The sequence below is a fragment of the Nocardioides furvisabuli genome, assembly GCF_021083185.1.
In the GTDB taxonomy this organism is placed as follows: Bacteria; Actinomycetota; Actinomycetes; order Propionibacteriales; family Nocardioidaceae; genus Nocardioides; species Nocardioides furvisabuli.
The window spans coordinates 633,289-654,198 of sequence record NZ_JAIGQB010000001.1 but is presented as its reverse complement, the minus strand read 5'-3'; the positions used below and the strand labels follow the sequence as shown (position 1 = coordinate 654,198).

The 20,910-nt window shown below is 72.3% G+C and carries 23 protein-coding genes; 11 read left to right on the top strand and 12 right to left on the bottom strand.

Going from position 1 to position 20,910, the window contains the following annotated elements; all coding sequences use genetic code 11:
- The first annotated feature begins 68 nt into the window (after positions 1-68).
- The 4 genes from K4G59_RS03080 to K4G59_RS03065 are packed head-to-tail and all read left to right on the top strand — an operon-like array spanning position 69 to position 4,827.
- The gene (locus tag K4G59_RS03080; RefSeq protein WP_231249221.1) at positions 69-1,220 is read left to right on the top strand and encodes an acyl-CoA dehydrogenase family protein; all 1,152 of its coding nucleotides are present in this window, start codon (positions 69-71) and stop codon (positions 1,218-1,220) included.
- 1 nt (position 1,221) lies between these two features.
- Entirely contained in the window at positions 1,222-2,364 is a 1,143-nt protein-coding gene (locus K4G59_RS03075) for an acyl-CoA dehydrogenase family protein (RefSeq protein WP_231249220.1), read from the top strand.
- Positions 2,365-2,379: 15 nt separating this feature from the next.
- A complete protein-coding gene (locus K4G59_RS03070; protein ID WP_231249219.1) occupies positions 2,380-3,531 on the top strand; it encodes an acyl-CoA dehydrogenase family protein in 1,152 nt (383 codons plus the stop codon).
- A 30-nt stretch (positions 3,532-3,561) separates the two neighbouring features.
- Positions 3,562-4,827, top strand: a complete 1,266-nt coding sequence (locus tag K4G59_RS03065; RefSeq protein WP_231249218.1) for a WD40 repeat domain-containing protein — start codon at positions 3,562-3,564, stop codon at positions 4,825-4,827.
- Here the strand turns inward: K4G59_RS03065 and K4G59_RS03060 are convergent.
- From K4G59_RS03060 to K4G59_RS03050, 3 genes are all read right to left on the bottom strand, one after another.
- Positions 4,808-5,593 (bottom strand): LLM class flavin-dependent oxidoreductase, encoded by a 786-nt coding sequence (locus K4G59_RS03060; RefSeq protein ID WP_231249217.1) that lies wholly within the window; start codon positions 5,591-5,593, stop codon positions 4,808-4,810. The two genes, K4G59_RS03065 and K4G59_RS03060, sit on opposite strands and share 20 nt — an antisense overlap.
- Positions 5,590-6,084, bottom strand: coding sequence for a GNAT family N-acetyltransferase (locus K4G59_RS03055; RefSeq protein WP_231249216.1), 495 nt, complete (start codon positions 6,082-6,084; stop codon positions 5,590-5,592). The genes K4G59_RS03060 and K4G59_RS03055 overlap by 4 nt, the downstream gene beginning before the upstream one ends.
- 109 nt (positions 6,085-6,193) lie before the next feature.
- Positions 6,194-7,873, bottom strand: a complete 1,680-nt coding sequence (locus K4G59_RS03050) for an ABC-F family ATP-binding cassette domain-containing protein (protein WP_231249215.1) — start codon at positions 7,871-7,873, stop codon at positions 6,194-6,196.
- Between the two features lie 97 nt (positions 7,874-7,970).
- On the opposite strand from K4G59_RS03050, the gene K4G59_RS03045 reads away from it, so the two are divergent.
- The gene (locus K4G59_RS03045; protein WP_231249214.1) at positions 7,971-9,233 is read left to right on the top strand and encodes an Nramp family divalent metal transporter; all 1,263 of its coding nucleotides are present in this window, start codon (positions 7,971-7,973) and stop codon (positions 9,231-9,233) included.
- Positions 9,234-9,236: 3 nt separating this feature from the next.
- On the opposite strand, the gene K4G59_RS03040 is transcribed toward K4G59_RS03045, so the two are convergent.
- The 3 genes from K4G59_RS03040 to mgrA all read right to left on the bottom strand — a co-directional run bounded on the left by K4G59_RS03040 (position 9,237) and on the right by mgrA (position 12,526).
- A complete protein-coding gene (locus tag K4G59_RS03040; protein WP_231249213.1) occupies positions 9,237-9,971 on the bottom strand; it encodes an N-acetyltransferase in 735 nt (244 codons plus the stop codon).
- A 144-nt stretch (positions 9,972-10,115) separates the two neighbouring features.
- Positions 10,116-11,498, bottom strand: a complete 1,383-nt coding sequence (locus K4G59_RS03035; protein WP_231249212.1) for an FAD-dependent oxidoreductase — start codon at positions 11,496-11,498, stop codon at positions 10,116-10,118.
- Positions 11,495-12,526 carry an L-glyceraldehyde 3-phosphate reductase gene (gene mgrA / locus K4G59_RS03030; RefSeq protein WP_231249210.1) on the bottom strand — a complete coding sequence of 344 codons (1,032 nt, stop codon included), beginning with the start codon at positions 12,524-12,526 and terminating at the stop codon, positions 11,495-11,497. Before mgrA ends, K4G59_RS03035 begins: the two co-directional genes overlap by 4 nt.
- A 62-nt stretch (positions 12,527-12,588) precedes the next feature.
- Here mgrA and K4G59_RS03025 point away from each other — a divergent pair, with 62 nt between their 5' ends.
- The gene (locus K4G59_RS03025) at positions 12,589-13,317 is read left to right on the top strand and encodes a class E sortase (protein WP_231249209.1); all 729 of its coding nucleotides are present in this window, start codon (positions 12,589-12,591) and stop codon (positions 13,315-13,317) included.
- Here K4G59_RS03025 and K4G59_RS03020 read toward each other — a convergent pair.
- Together K4G59_RS03020 and truA are read right to left on the bottom strand one after the other, a co-directional pair.
- Complete coding sequence (locus tag K4G59_RS03020; protein ID WP_231249208.1) at positions 13,314-13,916, bottom strand: class I SAM-dependent methyltransferase; 603 nt, start codon at positions 13,914-13,916, stop codon at positions 13,314-13,316. The genes K4G59_RS03025 and K4G59_RS03020 overlap by 4 nt on opposite strands.
- Positions 13,909-14,745: a tRNA pseudouridine(38-40) synthase TruA gene (truA, locus tag K4G59_RS03015; RefSeq protein WP_231249207.1), complete on the bottom strand. Its 837-nt coding sequence runs from the start codon at positions 14,743-14,745 to the stop codon at positions 13,909-13,911. The genes K4G59_RS03020 and truA overlap by 8 nt, the downstream gene beginning before the upstream one ends.
- Positions 14,746-14,827: 82 nt before the next feature.
- On the opposite strand from truA, the gene K4G59_RS03010 reads away from it, so the two are divergent.
- The 5 genes from K4G59_RS03010 (at position 14,828) to K4G59_RS02990 (ending at position 17,828) form a co-directional block, all read left to right on the top strand.
- Positions 14,828-15,310 carry a thrombospondin type 3 repeat-containing protein gene (locus K4G59_RS03010; protein ID WP_231249206.1) on the top strand — a complete coding sequence of 161 codons (483 nt, stop codon included), beginning with the start codon at positions 14,828-14,830 and terminating at the stop codon, positions 15,308-15,310.
- A gap of 83 nt (positions 15,311-15,393) precedes the next feature.
- Positions 15,394-15,756: an ArsR/SmtB family transcription factor gene (locus K4G59_RS03005; protein ID WP_231249205.1), complete on the top strand. Its 363-nt coding sequence runs from the start codon at positions 15,394-15,396 to the stop codon at positions 15,754-15,756.
- A complete protein-coding gene (locus K4G59_RS03000; protein ID WP_231249204.1) occupies positions 15,753-16,268 on the top strand; it encodes an SRPBCC domain-containing protein in 516 nt (171 codons plus the stop codon). Before K4G59_RS03005 ends, K4G59_RS03000 begins: the two co-directional genes overlap by 4 nt.
- Entirely contained in the window at positions 16,268-16,861 is a 594-nt protein-coding gene (locus K4G59_RS02995; RefSeq protein ID WP_231249203.1) for a maleylpyruvate isomerase N-terminal domain-containing protein, read from the top strand. The genes K4G59_RS03000 and K4G59_RS02995 overlap by 1 nt, the downstream gene beginning before the upstream one ends.
- 10 nt (positions 16,862-16,871) lie before the next feature.
- Positions 16,872-17,828, top strand: a complete 957-nt coding sequence (locus K4G59_RS02990; protein ID WP_231249202.1) for a ketopantoate reductase family protein — start codon at positions 16,872-16,874, stop codon at positions 17,826-17,828.
- 154 nt (positions 17,829-17,982) lie between these two features.
- On the opposite strand, the gene rplQ is transcribed toward K4G59_RS02990, so the two are convergent.
- From rplQ to rpsK, 4 genes are all read right to left on the bottom strand, one after another.
- On the bottom strand, positions 17,983-18,558 hold the full coding sequence (rplQ, locus tag K4G59_RS02985; RefSeq protein ID WP_231249201.1) for a 50S ribosomal protein L17: 576 nt from the start codon (positions 18,556-18,558) through the stop codon (positions 17,983-17,985).
- Positions 18,559-18,658: 100 nt separating this feature from the next.
- The gene (locus K4G59_RS02980) at positions 18,659-19,675 is read right to left on the bottom strand and encodes a DNA-directed RNA polymerase subunit alpha (RefSeq protein WP_056599781.1); all 1,017 of its coding nucleotides are present in this window, start codon (positions 19,673-19,675) and stop codon (positions 18,659-18,661) included.
- 127 nt (positions 19,676-19,802) lie between these two features.
- Positions 19,803-20,411: a 30S ribosomal protein S4 gene (gene rpsD / locus K4G59_RS02975; protein ID WP_207084076.1), complete on the bottom strand. Its 609-nt coding sequence runs from the start codon at positions 20,409-20,411 to the stop codon at positions 19,803-19,805.
- Between the two features lie 30 nt (positions 20,412-20,441).
- On the bottom strand, positions 20,442-20,837 hold the full coding sequence (gene rpsK / locus K4G59_RS02970) for a 30S ribosomal protein S11 (protein ID WP_056906616.1): 396 nt from the start codon (positions 20,835-20,837) through the stop codon (positions 20,442-20,444).
- Positions 20,838-20,910: the final 73 nt, after the last annotated feature.

Genomic DNA, 20,910 nt, shown 5'->3' with positions numbered 1-20,910 from the left:
GAGTGCGTGCGTGGACCCGTTACCGGTGGACCGACATGATGGGGGCACCGACCGACCGGAGGAGTCGCATGCAGCTCGAGCTCAGCCCCGCCGACGCGGAGTTCCGCGCACGGATGAGGGAGTTCTTCACCACGAAGGTGCCCCAGGAGATCCGCGACACCGTCCTGGAGGGTCGCCACCTCACCCGCGACCAGATCGTGGAGAGCCAGCGCGTGCTCAACGCCGAGGGACTGGCGGTCCCGCACTGGCCGGAGGAGTGGGGCGGCCAGGACTGGACCGACCTCCAGCGCCACCTCTGGCACGAGGAGATGCAGCGCGCCGGGGTGCCGATCCCGCTGGCCTTCAACGCCTCGATGATCGGGCCGGTCATCGCCCAGTTCGGCACCGAGGAGCAGAAGTCGCGGTTCCTCCCCGACACCGCCAACCTCGACATCTGGTGGTCGCAGGGCTTCTCCGAGCCCGACGCCGGCTCCGACCTGGCCAGCCTGCGCACGACCGCGGTGCGCGACGGTGACGACTGGGTCGTCAACGGTCAGAAGACCTGGACCACGCTCGGCCAGCACGGCGACTGGATCTTCACGCTCGTGCGCACCGACCCCGAGGTCAAGAAGCAGGCCGGCATCTCGATGCTCCTCATCGACATGACCACCCCCGGCGTCGAGGTCCGTCCGATCGAGCTCATCGACGGCGGCCACGAGGTCAACGAGGTGTGGTTCACCGACGTCCGCGTGCCCGGCGACCTGCTGGTCGGCGAGCCCGGCCAGGGCTGGACGATCGCCAAGTTCCTGCTCGGCAACGAACGTGTCGGCGTCGCGCCGGTCGGCGCCACCAAACGGGCGCTCGCCGGCCTCAAGACCGTCGCGGCCGCCCAGATGGAGGACCCGATGGTCCGCGCCCGCGTCGCCGAGCTGGAGAACCAGCTCTTGGCCCTCGAGCTCACCGCTCTGCGCGTCGTGGCGCACTCGGCCGGCGGCGAGCCGCACCCGGCGTCCTCGGTCCTCAAGCTCCGCGGCACCGAGCTCCAGCAGGCGGTCAGCGAGCTCGCGCTCGACCTCGCCGGACCGGCCTCGCTGGCGTCGCGCGCCGAGGAGGACTCCCCGCAGGAGGGCTGGGCCCGACGTTCCGCGCCGACCTACCTCAACTACCGCAAGGCGTCGATCTACGGAGGGTCCAACGAGATCCAGCGCCAGATCATCAGCCGCACGATCCTGGGACTGTGACATGGACTTCACCTACGACGACGAGCAGCAGGCCCTGCGTGAGGCCGTGCGCGGCCTCCTCGCGACGGCGTACGCCGACCACGACGCACGGCGCCGCACGGTGGCCGACGAGCCGGGCTTCGACCGTGCCCTGTGGGGCCGGCTGGCCGAGATGGGCGTCCTCGGGCTGCCCTTCGCCGAGGAGCACGGCGGCGTCGGCGCCGGTCCGGTCGAGATCGGCATCGTGTGCCAGGAGCTGGGCCGGGTGCTCGCGCCCGAGCCCTACCTCGCCAGCGTGGTGCACGCCGGCGGCCTGGTCGCCGCCCTCGGCTCGCCCGAGCAGAAGGCCGACCTGCTGGGCCGGCTGAGCGCCGGCGAGGTCGTGCTGGCTGCGGCCGTCACCTCGCCCGGCGGGCGCTGGGCCTCGCGCGCGGACGGCGTACGCGCCTCGGTCTCCGGCGACGCGTGGACGCTCGACGGCGTCGCCGACCCCGTGGTCGCCGGTGGGTCCGCCGACGTGCTCGTCGTGGCGGCCGAGCTGCCCGACGAGGGCGGCACGGGGGTCTTCGTGGTCGACGCCGCGGACGTCGAGCGCACCGGCTACGCCGCCGCCGACCTGACGCGTGCCGCCTCGGTGCGCTTCGCGGGCAGCGTCGCGACGCCGCTGGGCGCACCCGGTCGCGACCTCGCGCCGAGCATCGCCACCATCAGCGACCTGACCCGGATCATGGGCGCCAACCAGTCGCTCGGCGTGATGCAGAGCCAGGTGCGCGCGACGACCGACTACCTCAAGAGCCGCAAGCAGTTCGGCGTCACGCTCAACACCTTCCAGGCGCTGACCTTCCGCGCCGCGGACATGTACGTCTCGCTCGAGCTCGCCCACAGCATGGTGGACTGGGCGACGATGACGATCGCCGGCGGCGACCGCGAGGTCGTGGCCGAGGCCGCCGACCGGGTCGGGCTCGAGGTGAGCCGTGCCGGGCGCCACATCGGCCAGGAGGCGATCCAGCTCCACGGCGGGATCGGCATGACGGCCGAGTACGCCGTCGGCGTTGGCACCGCCCACCTCGAGGTGCTCGACCAGTGGCTGGGCAACGCGCCGCACCACCTGTCGCGGCTCGCTGGCCGGGTCACCGACCACGAGCTCGTGGAAGCACTGGCGTGAGGGCGAGGAGCTGACGTGGACCTCTCCCTGAGCGAGGAGCAGCAGGCCTTCCGCGAGCTCGCGCGCGACTTCCTCGAGCGCGAGGCCGTCCCGCACCGCATGCAGTGGGACCACGACGAGTCGGTCGACCTCGCGATCGTGCCGAAGATGGCCGACCTCGGCTTCTTCGGCCTCACGATCCCCGAGGAGTACGGCGGCGTCGGCGGTGACTACGTCACCTACTCGCTCGCGATGGAGGAGCTCGGCCGCGCCGACTCCGCGCTGCGCGGCATCGTGTCGGTGAGCAGCGGGCTGGTCGGCAAGTCGATCCTCTTCCACGGCTCCGAGGAGCAGAAGCAGGAGTGGCTGCCCCAGCTCGCGGCCGCGACGAAGCTCGGCTGCTTCGGGCTGACCGAGCCCGGCACCGGCTCGGACGCCGGCAGCCTGACCTCACGTGCGACCCGCGACGGCGCGGACTGGGTGATCACCGGGCAGAAGCTCTTCATCACCAACGGCACCTGGGCCGACGTGGCGCTGGTCTTCGCCCGCACCAGCGACGACGGCCCGCGCGGCGTGACGGCGTTCCTGGTGCCGACCGACTCCCCCGGCTTCGAGGCACGCGAGATCAAGCACAAGCTCGGGCTGCGTGGGCAGGCGACCGCTGAGCTGTTCCTGCACGACGTACGCGTCCCGGACTCTGCGCGCCTCGGCGAGGTCGGCCAGGGCTTCAAGATCGCGATGGGCACCCTCGACAAGGGCCGGCTCGCGGTCGCGTCGGGCTGCGTCGGCATCGTGCAGGGCTGCCTCGAGGCGTCGGTGGCGTACGCCACCCAGCGAACGCAGTTCGGCAGGCCGATCGCGTCCTTCCAGCTCGTGCAGGACCTGATCGCCGACATCTCGCTCGACGCCGACGCCGCCCGGCTGCTCGCGTGGCGCTGCGCCGACCTGATCGACCGCGGCGAGCCCTACGGCGTGGCCGCCTCGAAGGCCAAGCTCTTCGCCTCCGAGGCGGCGGTGCGTGCGGCCGACAACGCGATCCAGGTGCACGGGGGCGCGGGCTACGTCGACGACTTCCCGGTCGCGAAGTACCTCCGCGACGCCCGCGTGATGACGCTCTACGAAGGCACCTCGCAGATCCAGAAGCTGCTGATCGGACGGGCCGAGACGGGGATCAACGCGTTCACCTGAGCGGCGCGCGCCAGCCGCTAGAGTCCGGACATGCGCGTGGTCGGGGGGCTGTCCTGGGTGGTCGGCCTCGGCGCAGTCGCCCTGACCCTCGTGCTCACCTCACCGGGCGATGCTGCTCCCGCGGAGCCGGGCGGCCCCGCGGTGCCGCGGGAGCTCGCGGCGTACTCCCACCTGACCAGCAGCGTCGCTTCCTCCCCGCCGGGTGCCGCCGTGGCGCTGTTCCAGCACGGCTGGGGCGTGGAGCTCCTCGACTTCCCGCAGGCTGTCGTGCTGGGCGCCGGCGGGGACGCCTACCGTCGCGTCGACGCAGCCGAGGACCGCGCGAGCGCTGCCTCGCAGGGTGACCCGGCGCCGATGCTGCTCTCGCCCGACGGCACCAAGGTGGCCGTCGGCGACCACGAGACGGCCGACCCCGACGTGGTGGTCGTCGACCTGCTCACCGGAGAGGCGACCAGCCACCCGCTGCCGACCGGGCAGAGCGTCCTGCCCGTCGCCTGGTCGCGCGACGGCACCACACTGGCGCACCTGCTGTCCCCCGAGCCGACTGACCCCTACACCGGCGAGCGCGTCGCCGGCGAGGTCGGCGTGCTCGCCCTCGGTGACGACTCCACCGACCTGCTGCCCGGCGACGACGTCACCGCGGTCGCCTTCTCCCCCGACGGGACGGAGCTGGCCGTCGAGCGGGCAGGCACCCCCCTCACCGCATCCGCCCGGATCTCGGTCGTCCACCTCGCCAGCGGCGCCACCCGGGACCTGGGGACCGTCGGCGTCCTCGCCGGCCCGGCTGCTTGGTCCCCTGACGGACGCCTGGTCGCCACGACCACCCTGGAGCCCTCCGGCGCCCCGGCGGGTCTCGCCTTCGTCGACCCGTCCCCGTCCGGTTCGTCCAGCACCGAGGACCTGCCGGACCCGATGGAGCTGCCGCTCGCGGAGGCCGGGCGCGTGCTCGGCTGGACCGACGCGGGCGAGGTGGTGGCACTGCTCGGGGTCGCCGGCGACGACGCGTGCTGCGCGGAGGCGTACGAGCTCTCCCGCGTCCCGCTCGACGGTGCGGCGCCGCAGCCGCTGATGCGGATCAGCGACCTCCAGGGCTACGGCGTGGGTCGTTTCCAGATGGCCTCGGCCACCGTCGGCGACCTCCGGGTCGTCACGCCCGGCGAGGTCGACCGCGGACCATGGCCGCCCTGGCTGCGCGGAGGACTGGCCCTGCTGGCCGGGCTGTTCGCCTGGCTCTCCTCGCGCGGGGTCCTGCGCCGGACGTCGTCCGCCGCGCGTGTCACGGCCCCGCAGCGATGATGCGGCGCGCCTCCTGCACGTCGAGGTCGTAGGGGCCGATCCGGGTCAGCACCCAGGACGCGCCCCGGTCGCGCCAGGGCGCCGGGTCCTGCTCGGGCTGCAGGTCGACCACCACGTCGAAGCCCGGCGCGGGATCGTGCCCGGCGAGCGCGGTCGTCACCTCGTCGAGGTCGTCGGGCCCGTCGAGGCCGATGACGAAGAAGCCGTCGTGGCGTGCCGCCCGGCGCAGTGGTGCCCGGTTGCCGAAGCGCCCCGCCAGCCAGACCGGCACCGCCGGTGCGGGCCGGAAGCGCACGCCGCGCGCCGCGTGGTGCTCGCCCGAGACGTCGACGGTCGCGCCGCCGAGCAGCCCGGTGAGCACCGCGAGCCCCTCGTCCAACATCGCGCCGCGCACCTTCGGGTCCGCCTCGTCACCGAAGGCGCTGAACTCCCCCACCCAGTCGTCGCCGAGCCCGAGGCCGAGGACGAACCGGCCATCGGAGAGCACCGCCAGACTGGCGGCCTGACGGGCCAGCACCGGCGGCCGGCGTCGCGGCAACGGGGTGACCATGGGCCCGAAGACCATCCGCTCGGTCCGCATCGCGACGACCGCGCAGCAGGTCCAGGGGTCGGCGATCTCGGTGACGCGGTCGCCGTAGAGCAGGTGGTCCCACACGAAGAAGCCGTCCCAGCCGGCCGCCTCTGCCTCGGCGGCCAGCTCCCCGACCAGGCGCGGGTCGGCGAGGGCGTCGAAGGGGGCGACGAAGAGGCCGCGGCGCGTGGTCATGACGTCGATCGTCCCCCATCGCGCGAGCGCCGCATCCGGCGCTCCCGCGGCTCGTCGGCGGGCCAGTCCTCGGGGACCCCGAGGTCGGTGAAGCCGGCCCGCTCGTAGGCCGTGATCGCCGGCGCGTTGTCGTCGCGCACCATGAGCTCGGTGTCGAGGCCCTGCGCCTGGGCCCACGCGACGACCTCGTCGACGAGCCGCCCGGCGAGCCCGGTGCCGCGGCGGCCGGGCGCCACCCACATCGAGATGAGCTCGACGTGGTCGCCCGCCGGGACGCCGGAGACGACCCCGACGGGGCGTCCTCCCTCCCTGGCGACGATCGTGAGCGGTACGTCGGTGAGCCGCGCGCGCCACCGCTCCTCACCCGCGTCCACCCAGTCGGCGTGCCGGGAGCCGAACGCACCCGGCGCATCCGCCAGGGAGGCCAGGCGTACGTCACGGAACTCGCGCCAGTCGTCGGGTCCGAGACGGGCCAGGTCGGGTGCGCGCATGGCCGCGAGCCTAGATGTCGATGTCGCAGGTCGAGGTCGACGTGCCCGTCGAGCTCAGCGAGCTCGAGGCGGCCGGGCCGAAAAGGGTCGAGGTCGATGATCTCGAGACTCATCGCGACCGCGCCACCCGTCTCTCGTCCCAGACCGGGCCGTCGGACTCGTAGACCTCACCGTCGGCGCCGTAGACCAGGAACCGGTCGAAGCCGCGTGCGAACCACCGGTCGTGGGTGACGGCGAGGACGGTCCCCTCGAAGGCCTCGAGCCCGGCCTCCAGCGCCTCGGCGGACTGCACGTCGAGGTTGTCGGTCGGCTCGTCGAGCAGCAGCAGGGTGGCACCGGAGAGCTCGAGCAGCAGGATCTGGAAGCGCGCCTGCTGGCCGCCGCTGAGCGACTCGAACCGCTGCTCGCCGGCGTGCGCGAGCTCGTAGCGGTCGAGCACGCGGCTGGCTGCCTCACGGCCCATCCCGTCGCGGTGCTCGTCGCCGCGGTGCAGGATCTCCAGCAGGGTGCGCCCGACCAGCTCGGGGTGCTCGTGGGTCTGGACGAACCACCCCGGTCGCACCCGAGCGCCGAGCTTGGCGCTGCCCGTGTGGGGCACTGGCACCGGTGGCGCGCCGACGGGCTGGTGCTCGACGTCGGGGTCGCTGCCGCCGGCCGCGAGGAGCCGCAGGAAGTGCGACTTGCCGGAGCCGTTGGAGCCGAGCACGGCCACCCGCTCGCCGTACCAGACCTCGAGGTCGAACGGCCTCATCAGCCCGGAGAGCTCGAGGTCGGTGCACACGACGGCGCGCTTGCCGGTGCGGCCGCCCCTGAGGCGCATCGTCACCTGCTGCTCGCGCGGCTGCTCGACCGGCGGACCGGCCTCCTCGAACTTCTTCAGCCGCGTCTGGGCGGCGCGGTACTGGCTCGACATGCCGTCGTTGTACTCCGACTTGATCTTCAGCCGCAGCACGAGCGCCTTGATCTTCGCGTGCTCCTCGTCCCAGCGACGGCGCATCTCCTCGAAACGCTCGAAGCGGTCCTTGCGGGCCTCGTGATAGCTCGCGAAGCCGCCCGGGTGGGTCCACACGAGGTTGCCGGCGCTGCCGAGCTCGACGGTCACGATGCGGGTCGCGGTGTTGTCGAGCAGCTCGCGGTCGTGGCTGATGAAGAGGATCGTCTTGGCCGACTCGCGGATCCGGCCCTCGAGCCAGATCTTGCCCGGGACGTCGAGGTAGTTGTCCGGCTCGTCGAGCAGCAGCACCTGGTCGGGCCCGCGCAGGAGGTACTCCAGCACGAGCCGCTTCTGCTCACCACCCGACAGCGTGCTGAGCAGGCGGTGGCGGGCGCGGTCGAAGGGCAGGCCCATGGAGGCAGTGGTGCACACGTCCCAGGTGACCTCGACGTCGTAGCCACCGGCATCGGCGTACTCCGAGAGCGCGGTGGCGTACGCCATCTGGGTGCGCTCGTCGTCGGTGTCCATCAGCGCGAGCTCGGCGGCGTCGACCGCCTCGGCCGCGGTGCGCACCCGCGACGGGGCCACCGACAGCAGCAGGTCGTGGACGGTCTCGTCACCACCTCCGTGGCCGACGAACTGCCGCATGACGCCCAGCCCGCCCGAGCGGGTCACGACGCCCGCGTGGGGGGTGAGGTCGCCGGTGACGATGCGGAGCAGGGTGGTCTTGCCCGCCCCGTTGGCGCCGACGAGGGCGACCTTCTGGCCATCGCCGACGCGGAAGCTGACGTCGTCGAGCAGCACCCGCCCGTCCGGCAGCTCGTAACGCACTCCAGCGACATCGACGTGACCCACGAGGAGTGATTCTCCCCTGTCCCCGGTGCCGGCGTCTCGTGGTTATCGCCCCCTCGGCCTCTCCGCCATGGTCTAGACCACGGATAGGGTGCCGCGCATGGCCTCCACCATCTCGGAAGAGCAGACCACCGTCCCCCGCTGGCGCATCATCGGCCCCGGCCTGGTCGTGGCCGCGACCGGCGTCGGCGCCGCCGACCTCGTCGCCACCCTCATCGCCGGCCAGAAGTTCGGCTACACCCTCCTGTGGTGCGTGGTGGTCGGGTGCGTCATGAAGATCGTGCTCGTCGAGGGCGCCGGCCGTTACTGCCTTGCGACCGGACGCACGATCTTCGAGGGCTGGCGCTCGCTGGGTGCGTGGACGACGTGGTACTTCGCGCCCTACATCGTCATCTGGGGCTTCGTCTACGGCGCCGCGGCGATGGCCGGCACCGGCCTCGCGCTGGCCGGCCTCACCGGCGTGCTGTCGACGACGTGGTGGGGCATCCTGTCCGGCGTCCTCGGGCTGGTGCTGGTGTGGACGGGTCGTTACAACGTCTTCGAGAAGGTCCTCGCCGCGCTGGTCGGGCTGATGTTCGTCACGATGGTGGGTGCGGCCCTGCTGACCACGCCCAACCTGCCCGAGCTGCTCACCGGGCTGGCACCCCGCATCCCCGACGGCGGCCTGGTCAACACCCTCGCCCTGGCCGGTGGCGTCGGCGGCACGATCACGCTCGCGGCGTACGGCTACTGGCTGCGCGAGAAGGGGTGGAACACCCCGGCCTACATGCGCGTGATGCGCATCGACAACACCGTCGCCTACGTCGTCACCGGCATCTTCGTCCTCGCCACCCTGGTCGTCGGCGCCGAGCTGCTCTACTCCTCGAGCGTCGCGATCGAGACCGGCGACGCCGGCCTGCTCGACCTCGGCGTGGTGCTCCAGGACCGCTACGGCCAGTGGGCAGGCTCGCTCTTCCTGCTCGGTTTCTGGGCGGCCGCGATGTCGTCGCTGGTCGGCGTCTGGAACGGCGTCAGCCTGATGTTCGCCGACTTCGTCACCAACGTGACCGGCGGTCCGGCGGAGGACGCCCGCGCCGGCGGGAAGTGGTACCGCGCCTACGTCCTGTGGCTGACCTTCCCGCCGATGGTGATGATGTTCCTCGGCAAGCCGGTCTGGCTGATCCTGGCCTACGGCGTGCTCGGCGCGTTCTTCATGCCGTTCCTGGCCATCACGCTGCTCTGGCTGCTCAACACGGAGCGTACGCCGGCGCAGTGGCGCAACAAGCTCCACTCCAACGTGCTGATGGCGATCATCGCGCTCGCCTTCGTCGCGCTCTGCGTCAACGAGGTCCGCAAGGCGGTCGGCCCCTACCTCAGCGCCTGACCCTCACGCCCCGGTCGGGTGACGCACCCACACGTTGGGCTCGACGTAGACGGCCGTGCCGTGCTCGGCGTCGCACATCACCGGCGCCAGCGCCCCGGGCACGACGACGGGGCCGGTGGTGTCGAAGGGCAGTCCGGTCCACGCGCGCCACTCCTCCACCGTGCCGGGGATGACCATCGAGCGGGCGCACACCCGGTCGATGGATCCGCCGGCCCGCACGTGGACCCGCAGCCACGGGTCGACCGGAAGTCCGTCGGCGCGGGTGCGCAGCGCGTACGCCGTCATCGGCTCGCCGACGTCGGCCTTGCCGTTGGGACGCACCGGGGCGAGGAGCTCGCCGAAGCCGAGCCTGGCGGCGTTGTCGCGCAGGGCCGCGACGATGCGGCCCGAGAGGCCCGATCCCTGGAGCTCGGGGACGACGGCGATCTCGACCGCCGAGCAGGCGTTCGGCTCCTCGCGGCGCAGCCTGGTGAGGAGACCGCTGCGGATCGCGAAGTCCCAGCCGGCGTCCGGCAGCTCACCCTCGGGGAGGACGAACGGCACCGAGTGCGCCTTGGCGACCATCCGGCCCGACGCGTCGAGGCAGACCAGGACGAAGTCGGCGAACTCCTCCAGCGAGGCGTAGTAGCTGTTGCCGATCGGGTCGTGCAACATGAACTCCGGCCACGACGTCTCCATGTCCCAGAAGACGTCCATCAGCTCGGGGCGCTCGGCGAGGGTGACGAACTGCAGCTCCATGGCGCGCATTCTCCGTGCCGGCCGGCCGCACTGCCACCGACTTGTCAGGGACTTCCGTAGGTTGTCAGGCCTTGCAAGGGCCGACAACCTGAGGGATCACCGGCCAGCCGGGGATCCCCCAGAGGCACGGACTGCGCTGCCCGCTCAGAGCCGCTCCGCCACCCGCCGAGCGGCCACCTGCAGGACGTCCCACGCGGTCGCGAAGGGCGGAGCGTAGGCCAGGTCCATCCACGCCAGGTCGTCGACCGAGCCACCGGCCCACAGCACCGCCGCCGCGGCGTCGATGCGCTTGCCGGCGCCGGGGCCCCCGACGACCTGCACGCCGAGGAGGCGCCTGGTCCCCCGGTCGGCCATCACCCAGATCGCGATCGGCTCGGCCTCGGGCATGTAGCCACTGGCCGTGGTGCCCTCGGTGACCAGCACGACGGGTTCGTGCCCGGCCGCCTCGGCGTCGGCGCGCGAGAGCCCCGTGCGGGCGACCTCGAGGTGCACCTCGTCGAAGGCGAAGCGGGTGATCGAGGTGTCGACCATCCCGTCGAAGGACAGCGAGCCTCCGGCGAGGGTGTCGCCCAGCGCGCGGCCGTGCTTGGTGGCGTACGTCCCGAGCGGGCGGAACACCCACGCGCCGTCGATGCGCCGCCGCACCTCACAGCAGTCGCCGGCGGCCCAGACGTGGTCGGCCACGCGGCCGTGGGGGTCCGGGCGCAGCGCACCGTTGTCCGCGGTCTCCAACCCGGAGCCGGCCAGGAAGTCGGTCGCGGGGCGTACGCCGATCGCGAGCACGACGAGGTCGGCCTCACGGCTCCCGCCCTCCCAGCGCACGCCCGTCACCCGGCCGTCCTCGATGTCGAGGCCGGTCACCTCGACGCCCAGCACGACCTCCGCGCCCGCCTCGCACAGCGCGACGTCGACGCGCTCGGCCATCTCGTCCTCGAGCATCGACATGCCCCGCCCGCGGGTCAGCACGGTGACGCCGAAGCCGCGGCGCATGGCGGCCTCGGCCACCTCGACCCCGACGTAGCCGGCACCGACGACCACCACGTGGGCGCCGTCGCCAGCGTCGGCGAAGCGCTCGAGCCAGGCGGCGCCGTCGTCGATCGTCTTCACGGTGCCCACCCCGTCGTACGCCGTCCCGTCGGGGCGGAGCGCCCAGTCGGGCACGACGGCCGGGGCGCCGGTGGCGACGACGAGCTCGTCCCAGGCCACCTCCTCGCCGTCGGCCAGCGTCACGGTGCGGGCACCGAGGTCCGCGCCGACCACCTCGGCACCCAGGCGCAGGTCGATGCCGGACTCGCGGTGCGCCTCGGCGGTACGGGCGACGAGCTCGTCGCCCGAGTCGACGTCGCCGGCCATCCAGTAGGGGATGCCGCACGCGCTGTAGGAGGTGTGGGCCCCCTTGTCGAGGACGGTGATCGCGAGCTCGCGGCCGGTGCGCGTCGCTGTGCGCAGCGCCTGGTGGGCGGCCGACATCCCGGCCGCGTCGGCCCCGACCACGACGACGCGCGTGGCCCCGCTCCGGTCGCTCACTCCTCGGTCTGCTTCGCCCAGAGGTTGATGCCGGACTCGACGGCGTGGCGGTCGATCTCGGCGAGCTCGTCCGCGGTGAGCGGCGGGCCCGACAGCGCGTCGAGGTTGGTGTCGAGCTGCTCGACGCTGGAGGCACCGATGACGGCACTGGTGACCCGGTCGTCGCGCAGCACCCACTGGAGGGCGAGCTGGGCGAGCTTCTGCCCGCGGCGCTCGGCGATGCCGTGGAGCGCGCGGACCCGGGCGAGCACGTCGTCGTCGAGGCCGGTCACGGTGGAGTCCTCGCGCGCGGCGCGGGAGTCCGGCGGCACCCCGTCGAGGTAGCGGTCGGTCAGCAGGCCCTGGGCCAGCGCGGTGAAGGCGATGCAGCCCATCCCCTGCTCCTCGAGCTCGTCTAGGAGACCGTCCTCGACCCAACGATTGAGCATCGAGTACGACGGCTGGTGGATGAGCAGCGGCGTGCCGAGCTCGCGGGCGATGGTGGCCGCCTCGCGGGTCTTCTCCGGCGAGTAGGACGAGATCCCGACGTGGAGCGCCCGCCCCGAGCGCACCGCGGTGTCGAGCGCCGCCATCGTCTCCTCGACCGGGGTGTCGGGGTCGAAGCGGTGGCTGTAGAAGATGTCGACGTAGTCGAGGCCGAGCCGACCCAGCGACTGGTCGAGGGAGGCCAGCACGTGCTTGCGCGCGCCGCCGCCCTGGCCGTAGGGACCGGGCCACATGTCCCAGCCGGCCTTGGTGGAGATGACCAGCTCGTCGCGGTGGGACTTGAAGTCGTCGTCGAGGTAGCGCCCGACGTTCTCCTCGGCCCGGCCGTAGGGAGGGCCGTAGTTGTTGGCCAGGTCGAAGTGCGTCACGCCCCGGTCGAAGGCGCGGCGCAGGATCGCGCGCTGCGTCTCCTCCGGGCGGTCGGTGCCGAAGTTCTGCCACAGCCCGAGCGAGAGGGCCGGGAGCCGCAGGCCGCTCCGGCCGGTCGAACGGTAGTGCATGCCCGTCCCGTCGTACCTGTCCTCCGCCGCCACGTATGCCATGGCCCCATCCTGCCCGGTCCACGGTGGGCCGGCGCTCCCACCGCCGGCGTACCGTCGACGTCGTGGCAGCCAGGTCCGCACTCCTCCTCGCCGCGGCGGTCGTCGTGGCGGCAGCGGGGTGCGCCGCGCCGGAGCCGCGGTCGTCCGCGCCCGCCGACGGTCGTACGCCGTCCGCGCCCACCCCGACGCCCACCCCGACGCCCACCCCGACGCCGGCGCCGGCGCCGAGCGCCACCCCGACTCCGTCCGCCTCGCCCACCCCCGAGGCGCAGCGGCCCGAGCCGCGGCGCTCCTTCGTCACCATCCCCGCCATCGGCCTGCGCGACTTCCCGGTCGTGCGCTACCCCGGCTCCCCCGACGACGCTCCCGGCACGGCGCTCCAGAACGCCGGCGACATGGCATCCCCGCGGGGTCCGCGCGGAGGTGCCGGGCCGGGCGAGGTCGGCAACTTCATCGTCACCGGCCACCGCCTGACCGGCACCGCTCCGTTGCGCGACTCACCGTCGCTGCGGCGCGGGGACCGGATCACCGTCCGCAGCGGCGACACCGTCTTCGTCTACGAGGTGCGCCGTACCCGGTGGACGTCGTTCCGCGAGCCGGCGTCGCTGCGCGCCCAGCGGGCGGAGGTCCCGGGGCGACCGGGACAGAGCGCCACACGCGCGATGATCACGCTGTCCACCTGCGCCACGCTCGAGGACCACGCGGCCGGCAACTACTGGTCCGACCAGTTCGACAACCCCGAGCACCGCATCGACAAGATCGGTGTGCTCGTGGCGACGCGTCCCGCCTAGCCCCGGCCCCGCCGGGTCTCGAGCACGCGGAAGCCCTTGTGGCTCGCCAGCCGCTCGGTCGGCCAGCCCTGCTCGGTGAGCCAGCGCTGCATCGAGTCGCCACCGAGGTTCTTGCCGATCACCATCACCATCCGCCCGTTCGGCGCGAGCCGGGGCAGCCAGGTGAGCAGCAGCTCGCGCAGCGCCTCCTTGCCGATGCGGATCGGCGGGTTGGACCAGATCTCGTCGAAGACCTGGTCGCTGGGGACCTGGTCGGGCAGGCACGCCACGAAGCGCGAGGCCACGCCGGCCGCGCGGGCGTTGTCGTTGGCGAGCAGCAGCGCGCGTTCGTTGACGTCGACGCCGATCACCGAGGCCAGCGGGACCGCGCGCGCGATCGCCAGCCCGATGACGCCGTAGCCGCACCCGAGGTCGAGGAACTGGCCCTGCACCGGCGGCTCGAGCTCCCTGAAGAGGACCGCCGTCGCGTGGTCGAGGTGGCCGCGGCTGAAGACCCCCGAGCCCGTGTCGATCGTCAGCTCGTGGCCCCACAGGTCAGTGGTGAAGGATTCCCGCTCGAAGGGGACCGCGGGATCGGCGGTGAAGTAGTGCTCAGGCATCGATGGCCTCTCGTCGGGCTCGGGCGCGCTCGGCCTGGGCGGCCATCTCGTGGTCGTCGGGGTAGCCGACCTCCTCCAGGGTGAGGCCGTGCGCGTGCACGACCCGCACGCCCTGGTCGCGGCGCCGTCCCGCCATCACCTCGACCGGCCAGGTCGTGGGCCGGCTGCCCTCCCCGACCGCGACGAGGCAGCCGACGAGCGAGCGCACCATGTTGTGGCAGAACGCGTCGGCCCGCACGGTGCCGACCGCGAGGCCGGCCTCGTCGCGGCGCCAGGTGAGGTCGAGCAGCGTCCGGACCGTGGTCGCGCCCTCCCGCCGCTTGCAGAAGGACGCGAAGTCCTGGAGTCCGACCAGCGGGGCGGAGGCGGCGTTCATCGCGTCGAGGTCCAGGCGGTGCCCCCACGTCAGGACGTGGTGCCGGACGAGCGGGTCACCCAGCTCCCGCGTGTCCGCGATGCGATAGGCGTAGCGGCGCCAGGTCGCGGAGAACCTCGCGTCGAAGCCGTCGGGCGCCTCGCGGACCCGGCGGAGGCGGACGTCGGCGGGGAGGATGCCGTCCACACGTCGGGCCAGCGCGTCCAGCGGGGCGTCGCGCGCGCGACCGGCGGACGCCTCGACCACCTCGCGGTCGACATCGAGGTGCACCACCTGGCCGCGGGCGTGCACACCGGCGTCGGTCCGTCCGGCGACCGTGACCCGCACCCGCTCCAGGCGCAGCGCGGTCGCGAGCGCCGCCTCCAGCTCGCCCTGGACCGTACGCCGACCCGGCTGGGCCGCCCATCCGGAGAAGTCGGTGCCGTCGTAGGCACAGTCGATCCGCAGGCGCACGCCCCGATCCTAGGTGCAGCCCCCGATCCGGTCCCAGCCGCACGTGGCCAGCAGCGGGGACGGCGCCTACGCTGGTCACCTGATGCTGTCCTGCACCCCACGCCACCTCGCCGCCCTGCTGCTCGTGCTCCCGCTCTCCATGGCGGGAGCGCTGCCGGCGTCCGCGTCGGCGTACGCCTCCACGGTCTCGACCGCGGAGGACAGCGACGGCGACGGCGTGCCCGACAGCGGCGACGGCTGCCCCACCGTGCCCGCCGGCAACCCCACGGGCTGCCCGACGGTGTCCCGCAAGGCGTCACTCACCTGGCTGGACGGCAAGCAGCGGCTCCAGGTCAGGATCTCGTCCGCGGAGACCGCCTGTGTCGCCCGCGCACGCATCGTCGTGTGGCGGGTGCGTCCGGATCGCGACTTCAAGGTCGCCGGCGCCAACGCGTCCTTCTCCGGCCGGGCCCGGTTCAAGGTGCCCCGACGGGCGCGCTACTACGTGTCGGTCTCGCCGTCCTACAGCCCCGGTGTCGCCGAGTGCGGCCGTGCCACGTCCCGCACGGTCAGAGTTCCTCGCTGAACCTTCCTCAACCACCTGGTTGACAAGAGCGGGACGTCGTCCTAGCTTGTTGTCAACCAACCAGTTGATGACAAGGACGAACCGTGGTCGACCAGCTCTCCCGCGTCTTCGCCGCCCTGGCCGATCCGACCCGCCGCGACATGGTGGCCCGCCTCACCGAGGCCGACCACACCGTCGGCGACCTGGCCGCGCCGTACGACGTCAGCCTCCAGGCCGTCTCCAAGCACCTCAAGGTGCTCGAGGACGCCGGCCTGGTGACGCGCACCAGGCAGGCCCAGCGTCGACCGGTCCACCTGGAAGCCGAGGTGCTCGACCTCATGACGAAGTGGATCGAGCGCCACCGCCGCCGGGCCGAGGAGCGCTTCGCAGCGCTCGACGGGGTGCTCGCCCAGATGCAGGACGACGAGCAGCCCCACCCCACCCAGCAGGAAGGAACCGCATCATGAGCACCGCGCAGGACCCGCAGACCCGCTACCCCGAGGCCGCCATCGTCGCCGACGAGCGCGTGCCGGCCATCCACATCTGGCGCGACTTCGCTGCCACTCCCGCCCAACTGTTCCGCGCGCACACCGACTCCGCGATCTTCTCCGAGTGGGTCGGGCCCCAGGACCTCGGCGCCGACATCACCCACTGGGACGCACGCGACGGCGGCAGCTGGAGCTACACCGCACGGGGCAGCGACGGGCGCGAGGACTTCGCGACCTCGTTCCGCGGCTGCTTCCACACCGTGCGTGAGGACCGCATCGTCCAGACCTTCACGTGGGAGGGGATGCCCGACGGCGTGGCGCTCGAGACCCTGACCTTCGAGGACCTCGGCGACGGGCGCACCAGGCTCCACGCGGTCAGCCTGTGCGACTCGTTCGAGGACCGCGACGCGTGGCTGCGCAGCGGCATGGAGGTCGGCGTCGACGACGGCTACGCCGCGGTCGACCGGATGCTCGCCGACGGCGCTCTCTGATGGCGCTGCCCGATCCCCCGGCGGCCCGGCACGCCGCGGTCGCGGCAGGCTTCTCCCGCATCGCTGGACGCACGACCGACTGGTCCGCGCCCACGCCGGTCGAGGACTGGGCCGCCCGCGACGTCGTCGACCACCTCATCACCTGGTTCGGCGGGTTCCTCGCAGCCGGCGGGGTCCACCTCCCTGACGGACCGGCGGTCGCCGACGACCCGGTGGCGGCATGGGAGCACCACGCCACGGGCGTCCAGGAGCTCGTCGAGCAGCGCGGCGACGAGGAGTTCACCCATCCCTTCGCCGGGACGAGACCGCTGGCCGAGGCGGTGGACCGGTTCTACACCTCCGACGTCTTCATGCACTCCTGGGACCTCGCCCGGGCCGGGAACCAGCAGCCCGACCTCGACGAGGACCACGCGGCCGGGCTGCTCGCCGGCATGCAGCCGATCGAGGACGTGCTGCGCAGCTCCGGCCACTACGGTCCGGCGGTCCGCGTGGCCGACGACGCGCCCGCGGTCGACCGGCTGATGGGCTTCATCGGCCGCGACCCGCACTGGTCTCCCCCGGCCCGAGGCGCCGGCTCGCGTCCTGCCTCGTAGGGTCGGCTGCGTGAGCTACGTGGTCTACGGCGCCGGCGCAGTCGGCGGGGTCATCGGCGGGCACCTCCACCGGGCGGGCCTGCAGGTCACGCTCGTCGCGCGCGGCGATCACCTCGCCGCCATCCGCCGCGACGGCCTGCTGCTCGACACCGGCGACGGGCGACACCGCATCGACGCCCCCGCCACCGACACTGCCGCGGGCGTCGACTGGGGCTCCGACACCGTCGTCGTGCTGGCGGTGAAGTCCCACCAGGCGCACGGCGCGCTCGCCGACCTGCGCCGCCACGCACCCGACGACGTGGCGGTCGTCTGTGCCACCAACGGCATCGCGACCGAGACCGCCGCGCTGCGCCTCTTCGCCCGGACGTACGCCGTGTGCGTGATGCTTCCCGCCACCCACCTGGAGCCGGGCGTCGTGGTCGCGGGCTGCCATCCCACCCCGGCCATCCTCGACATCGGCCGCATCCCCGCCGGCACCGACACGACCACGTCCGCGGTGGCTGCCGACCTCCGCGCGGCCGGCATCGTCTCGCAGGAGCGACCCGACATCCTCGCGTGGAAGCGGCGCAAGCTCCTGATGAACCTCGGCAACGGCGTCGACGCCTGCTTCGGCCGTGGCGCTGCCGCCGACCGGCTCACCGACCTCGCCGTCGCGGAGGGCGAGCGGGTGCTCGCCGCAGCCGGGCTCGAGGTCGTGACCGCGGCTGCGGACACCGAGCGCCGGGGTTCGATCCTTCAGCGCCGCACCGACCTCGAGCGCCGCGGCGGCTCGACCTGGCAGAGCCTGAGGCGCGGCACCGGGGACTCCGAGATCGACTACCTCGCCGGCGAGGTCGTGCTGCTCGGGCGCCTCCACGACGTCCGGACCCCGGTCAACGAGGCCGTCGTCGCCGCGACCCGCTCCCTGGCGTACGCCGGCGCCGAGCCACGCAGCCTCGACGCCGACGAGGTGCTGCGCGCCCTCTGACCTCGCCGAGCGGTGCGTGCGACACCTTCCGAGCGGGCGCCGAAAACGTGGCTGGCACACCGCTCCCCCGGGCGTCGTTGTACGCCCCGCGCTCCGCCGACGCACGAAGGCCCGCCACCCCGGTGGGGTGACGGGCCTCGCGATGGTGCGTGGATCAGGCCTTGGACTCGTCCTCGGCAGCCTCGGCAGCAGCCTCGTGCTCGGCGGCAGCGGCCTCGTGCTCCTCGGCAGCAGCCTCGTGAGCCTCGGCGGCGGCCTCGTGCTCCTCGGCGGCGGTGCCGTCGGTGGTCTCCTCGACCTCGGACTCCTCGGCAGCCGGCGCCGGAGCGGCAGCGGCCTCGGTCTTCTTGGTCGAGGGCGCCTTGGGGCTGTACGCCTCGGTCACCAGCTCGATGATCGCCATGGGGGCGTTGTCGCCCTTGCGAGGGCCGATCTTGGTGATGCGGGTGTAGCCACCGGGACGCTCCGCGAAGGTCGGCGCGATCTCGGTGAACAGGGTGTGGACGACCGACTTGTCGCGAATGGTCTTGAGGACCTCACGACGGTTGTGCAGGTCGCCACGCTTGGCCTTGGTGATCAGCTTCTCCGCGACCGGGCGCAGCAGGCGCGCACGGGTCTCGGTGGTGGTGATCCGGCCGTGCTCGAACAGGGCCGTGGCCAGGTTCGACAGCATCAGGCGCTGGTGGGCCGGGCTCCCGCCGAGGCGGGGGCCCTTCTTGGGCTTGGGCATGGAGTGCCTTCTTTCTCTCGGGCCGTGTCAGGTACCCGGGTAGACGGCCGACGTGCGCCGGCCGGTTTTCGGTGGAGTCCGACCCGAAGGCCGGAGGAGATCAGAGCTGCTCGTCCTCGATGAACGCGTCGTCGTCGTCGTCGCCGTAGGCGGCGAGGGCGGCGTGCGGGTCGAAGCCGGGCGCGCTGTCCTTGAGCGAGAGGCCCATCTCGACGAGCTTGGCCTTCACCTCGTCGATGGACTTGGCGCCGAAGTTGCGGATGTCGAGCAGGTCCTGCTCCGAGCGCGAGATGAGCTCGCCCACGGTGTGGATGCCCTCGCGCTTGAGGCAGTTGTAGCTGCGGACCGTGAGCTGCAGGTCCTCGACCGGCAGGGCCAGGTCGGCGGCGAGCTGCTCGTCGACGGGCGACGGGCCGATGTCGATGCCCTCGGCCTCGACGTTGAGCTCACGGGCCAGGCCGAAGAGCTCGACGAGCGTCTTGCCGGCCGAGGCGATCGCGTCGCGGGGACGGATCGACGGCTTGGTCTCGACGTCGATGACGAGCTTGTCGAAGTCGGTGCGCTGCTCGACTCGGGTGGCCTCGACCTTGTAGGTGACCTTCAGCACGGGGCTGTAGATCGAGTCGACCGGCATGCGGCCGATCTCGTTGTCGGCGCCCTTGTTCTGCACGGCGGAGACGTAGCCGCGGCCACGCTCGACGACGAGCTCCATCTCCAGCTTGCCCTTGTCGGACAGGGTGGCGATCTTGAGCTCGGGGTTGTGCACCTCGACACCGGCGGGCGGGGTGATGTCGGCGGCGGTGACGTCACCGGCGCCGGACTTGCGCAGGTACATCACGACCGGCTCGTCGTGCTCGGAGGAGACGACGATGCCCTTGAGGTTGAGGATGATCTCGGTCATGTCCTCGGTGACGCCCTCGATGGTCGAGAACTCGTGGAGGACGGAGTCGACCTTGATGCTGGTGACCGAGGCACCCGGGATCGAGCTGAGGAGCGTACGACGCAGCGAGTTGCCGAGCGTGTAGCCGAAGCCGGGCTCGAGGGGCTCGATGACGAACCGCGAGCGGAACTCGTCGACGGTCTCTTCCGTGAGGGTCGGGCGCTGAGCGATAAGCACGGAGTTCTTCCTTTCCGGATCCACCCGCTATATGACGGATCCGAACATGGTGAGGAGGGCGGAGAAGAGGAGTGTGGAGAGGGGCGTCGGTGGCCGTCCGAGAGCTCGGACGACCACCGACGGTGACTCACTTCTTGGAGTAGTACTCGACGATGAGCTGCTCCTGGACCGGCACGTCGATCTGCGCGCGGACCGGGACCTGGTGCACGAGGATGCGCATCCGCGAGGGGATGACCTCCATCCACGCGGGCGTCACGCGCTCGCCGTGGGTCTCACGGGCCACGATCAGCGGCGTGAGCTCGAGGGACTTCTCGCGCACGTCGATGATGTCGTGGTCGCTGACCTGGTACGACGGGATGTCGACCTTCTTGCCGTTGACCAGGAAGTGGCCGTGCACGACGAGCTGGCGGGCCTGGCGGCGCGTCCGGGCGAAGCCGGCGCGGTAGACCACGTTGTCGAGGCGGCACTCGAGGAGCTGCAGCAGGTTGTCGCCGGTCTTGCCCTGGCGACGGCTGGCTTCCTTGTAGTAGCGGACGAACTGCTTCTCCATCACGCCGTAGGTGAAGCGAGCCTTCTGCTTCTCACGGAGCTGCAGCAGGTACTCGGACTCCTTGATGCGGCCGCGGCCGTGCTGGCCGGGGGCGTAGGGGCGCTTCTCGAAGGCAGCGTCGCCGCCGACGAGGTCGACACCGAGACGGCGCGACTTGCGGGTCATGGGGCCGGTGTAACGGGCCATGTCAGTCTCTCTTTCTCAGTCTCGGGTCGGTCAGACGCGGCGGCGCTTGGGCGGCCGGCATCCGTTGTGGGGGGTGGGCGTGACGTCCTGGATGGTGCCGACCTCGAGGCCGATGGCACCCAGCGAACGGATCGCGGTCTCGCGGCCCGACCCCGGACCCTTGACGAAGACGTCGATCTTCTTCATGCCGTGGTCCATGGCGCGGCGGCCGGCGGCCTCCGCAGCCATCTGCGCGGCGAAGGGGGTGGACTTGCGCGAGCCCTTGAAGCCGACGGTGCCGGCAGAGGCCCACGAGATCACGGCGCCGGTGGGGTCCGTGATGGTGACGATGGTGTTGTTGAACGTGCTCTTGATGTGGGCTTCGCCCTGGGCGACGTTCTTCTTCTCCTTGCGGCGGACCTTGGTCGCGCGGCTCTTGGGAGGCATTCACTAACTCCTGATGAGGTCTGGTCGAAAAGCTTCTGGAAGGAAAGCGGGGATCACTGCGCCGGGGCGCAGG